General features: G+C 60.5%; 4 protein-coding genes. All 4 read right to left on the minus strand.

The genetic code is table 11. The features are described from left to right. A partial coding sequence (locus tag O2807_13890) for an NAD-dependent epimerase/dehydratase family protein (GenBank protein ID MDA1001592.1) occupies positions 1–669 on the minus strand: 669 nt, incomplete at its 3' end. A 75-nt stretch (positions 670–744) separates the two neighbouring features. Further along, the gene (locus O2807_13895; GenBank protein ID MDA1001593.1) at positions 745–1767 is read right to left on the minus strand and encodes a Gfo/Idh/MocA family oxidoreductase; all 1023 of its coding nucleotides are present in this window, start codon (positions 1765–1767) and stop codon (positions 745–747) included. After that, positions 1764–2654 (minus strand): class I SAM-dependent methyltransferase, encoded by an 891-nt coding sequence (locus O2807_13900; GenBank protein ID MDA1001594.1) that lies wholly within the window; start codon positions 2652–2654, stop codon positions 1764–1766. The genes O2807_13895 and O2807_13900 overlap by 4 nt, the downstream gene beginning before the upstream one ends. Positions 2655–2672: 18 nt before the next feature. Continuing rightward, on the minus strand, positions 2673–3243 hold a 571-nt coding region (locus tag O2807_13905), incomplete at its 5' end, for an NAD-dependent epimerase/dehydratase family protein (GenBank protein MDA1001595.1).

The following is a 3243-nucleotide window of genomic DNA, read 5'->3' on the forward strand; positions in this document are numbered from 1 at the left end:
ATCGCGGACATCCACGAAATCCCGGGCTGAGCTGGGGGTCGCGAGCCGTATCTCGGGCGGGGCTTTCCCTCCGAGGATACTGGAAATCACTCTCATGAAGGCGGGTACCACAAAGTTCCCGGCCTGTCCTGGACCGATCAGGTTGAACAGGCGGGCGCAAATGACAGGAAGACCCCCGGCGGCCGCCCGGCTTCCCAGCATCTCGACCATGGCCTTGCTCACGCCATAGTAGTTAACTGGCCGAAGACTGTGCCGCTCGGAAATCGCCCCCCTCGGCTTTCCCGACCCGTACACGGCACTCGAGGAAACCAGCAGAACTCTGGGCGGGCGCGGAATCCCCTCGCACGCAGCGAGAAGGTGCGCGGTCATCCGCGCGTTCCGCTCGACCAACTCCCACTCATTCGCCCCCGCTCGGCCGGGAACGGCCGCGGCCAAGTGTATGACGGCTCCGGGTGCCACCTCGGCCACAATGCGCTTCAAGGGGGCGGAAGCGCGAAAAAGGTCGCACCGGATATACCGCCCCTTTTTCCGGGAAAACCCCGCCGTTTTGCTTCGCCCGATGCCCCAGACCTCCCAGCCCGCGGCGTCGAGGCGGGCCGTGAGTACCTTTCCCAAAAAACCGCCCGCCCCCGTCACCAGGGCGCGGCGGGGAAAACGATATTGTGTCATGAGAACAGTTCTCCCGCCGTCCGCCGCCGCTGAGGGCCGCCGGGCAGACAGATGCGCATTCCGGGACTTTCTGGATCAGGCAATGGAGACGACCCGCTTTCGGGCCTCTTCCCCCAGGGGAAGCTCAACCCGGCAATTCCCGCTCTCGTGTGACTCGTGAAACGCCATGACCAACTCGAGAGAACGCATACCGTCTTCCACTGTACAGCTCAACGGACCGTCTCCACTGAGTTCGCGGATGTTCTCGCGGGTCAATTCGACAATATCGTGCGGCCCCCCATCGAAGGGCACAAGCGCCATGTCCGAACCGTAGCGCGTCAGCGGGGCATCCCGCGTCTCCTCCGTCCGAAGCCGAAGCTCCCAGGAGGCGTTAAGTTCGTCAATGATCAGCCGCCCGTGAGTTCCGGCGAGAACAAAAAGGTACTGGACGCCGGTATCCTCACCCGAATCCACGAAGGCCCGCATGCCGTTTCGGAACATCACCATCCCGAAGCCAGCCGGATCGACAAACTGCGCGCCCCTCGGGTTCGGCGTACCCGTCTGGTCCAGGGTGCCCGACACCCAGGCTGCCTCCGAGCCGGAGAGCTGGCGCATCAGGTCAAAGACATGGACGACAAAGTTTCCCAGCCCCGTGCTCCCGGAGTGAAAGTAGAAATGGCGAAGCTCCCCGAACACTCCTTCGTCAAGGAGCTTCCGGACCTTTTGATAAGCGGAACTCCACCTGCGAATGTGATTGACGCTCACGCGGGCCCCGGTCCGCTTCACACATTCGATCAGACGATCGGCCTCTTCAAGACTCGTGGCCAGGGGCTTTTCGCAAATGATGCGGGGGATGCCCCGCTCCGCGGCCGCCATCACGATTTCGGCGTGGGTCGGGCCGTTCGAGACGACGCTGAGAACGTCGATCTCCTCGTTCTCCATCATGTCCGCGTAATGGGAATAGACATGTTCAGAGGGAAAATCAGGCAAATGCTGTGGCACCCGCTCCGGAAAGAACTCAGCGATCGCCGTGACTTCGCACGGCGTGCCCTCGTAGGCACGGTGGTGGCGCTGGCCCATGCCGCCGAAGCCCACGATCGCAGCGCGAAGTTTTTTCATTTCGAATCCACGTCAATGACGGCGAGGAGCGTATCGCAAAGGAACCTCGATTCGAGACTTTTCTTGTAGGCATCGAGGAGTTCCCCGTCAAAGGCATGGTTGAATTTTCCCATCCCTCCGGGGCGTCCCGAAATCATCCAGACCATGTGGTTGGAGAGGTCGTACCGTTGTTTGGGAATGATCGTAAATTTCTGGAATCCGCACTTTTCGAACAGCTTCCCCAGCGTCTGCCGCGAATAATAGAACTGATGGGCCGGCGTGAAGTAGAAATCCCGGAACGCCTCCAACTCATACAACGAGAGAAGCGCGTCCTCCACGTTGGGAACCACGAGAACGATGCTCCCCCCCGGCCGGCAGACGCGGCGAGCCTCGGAGAGAAAAATCGCGGGATCGCCCAGATGCTCGAGGACGAAAAAAGCGAAGAAACGATCCACCGAATCGTCCGGGCAATCGGCGAGTGATTCCCCCATGGGAATCCCCATCTCTTGGCAGAAGCTCCGGAGCTCCTTGTGCGTCTCGAGCCCCAGGACCGACTTCACCTGACCCCGAAGGACGGCGAGAAAATAGCCCGACGCACAGCCGACCTCCAGGCAATCGTCCTGCTCCGTGAGCCAGTCCCGGCTCCAGTCAAGATACATCCGGGCGTCGTCCTGCCGCGCGGTGAAAAGATCCTTGGGGGTAGTGTTCTTCTCCTCGCTGTAAATGATTCCGTATTCTTCCTCGTAAAAACGGCGCTCTTCCTCCGGCGACATGGGCGGATGAAGAAAGACCAGGGAACAGCCGTTGCAGTGGTAGCCCTTTTGGTCCTTCTTGTAGCGAAGCTTGGTGGCCACTACCTCGAAGGAGTTTCCCCCGCAGAGGGAGCACCGTTCAGGAGAAGAGCTCATGGAAATTTTCCCTTCAACTCAAGAGGAAGACGATGGTAACGGTTGCGACCGGGCCCATTCGATCATCCTTTTCAGACCCTCCTGCAAATCTACGCCGGGAGACCATTCCAGATCCTGCCGGATGGCCGAAATATCGGCATAATTTCCGATCAAATCCCCCGGCGTTCCTTCCGCCTGGACAACGGGGTATTCATCCTGCGATTTGCCGTCCGCCGCAAGCATGGCGTTGAGAAGCGAGCGAACCGTGGTCTTCTCCCCCGAGCCGAGATTGTACGTCTTTCCCGCGGCGCGAGGGCTGCGCCACGCGGCGAGCCAGGCATTCACCACATCGTCGATGTAAAGAAAATCCCTGTAGCGATCAAGGGAGCCCTTGACGAGAATCGGCTCCCCGCGCAGAAGGTACGCCAGATAAATGCTGGCCATCCCCTGCCGGAGGTTCTCCAGGTTTTGTCCCGGCCCGTATATGTTGAACATCCGGAAGATGGTGAAATCTCCCCCCTGAAGACCGAAATGGCGGACGCAGGTCTCCGCTGCCGCCTTCGACACCCCGTAGAACGAAACCGGCGCGGGGTGTCTGTCCTCCTGCAGG

It is taken from the genome of bacterium (assembly GCA_027622355.1).
Classification (GTDB): domain Bacteria; phylum UBA8248; class UBA8248; order UBA8248; family UBA8248; genus JAQBZT01.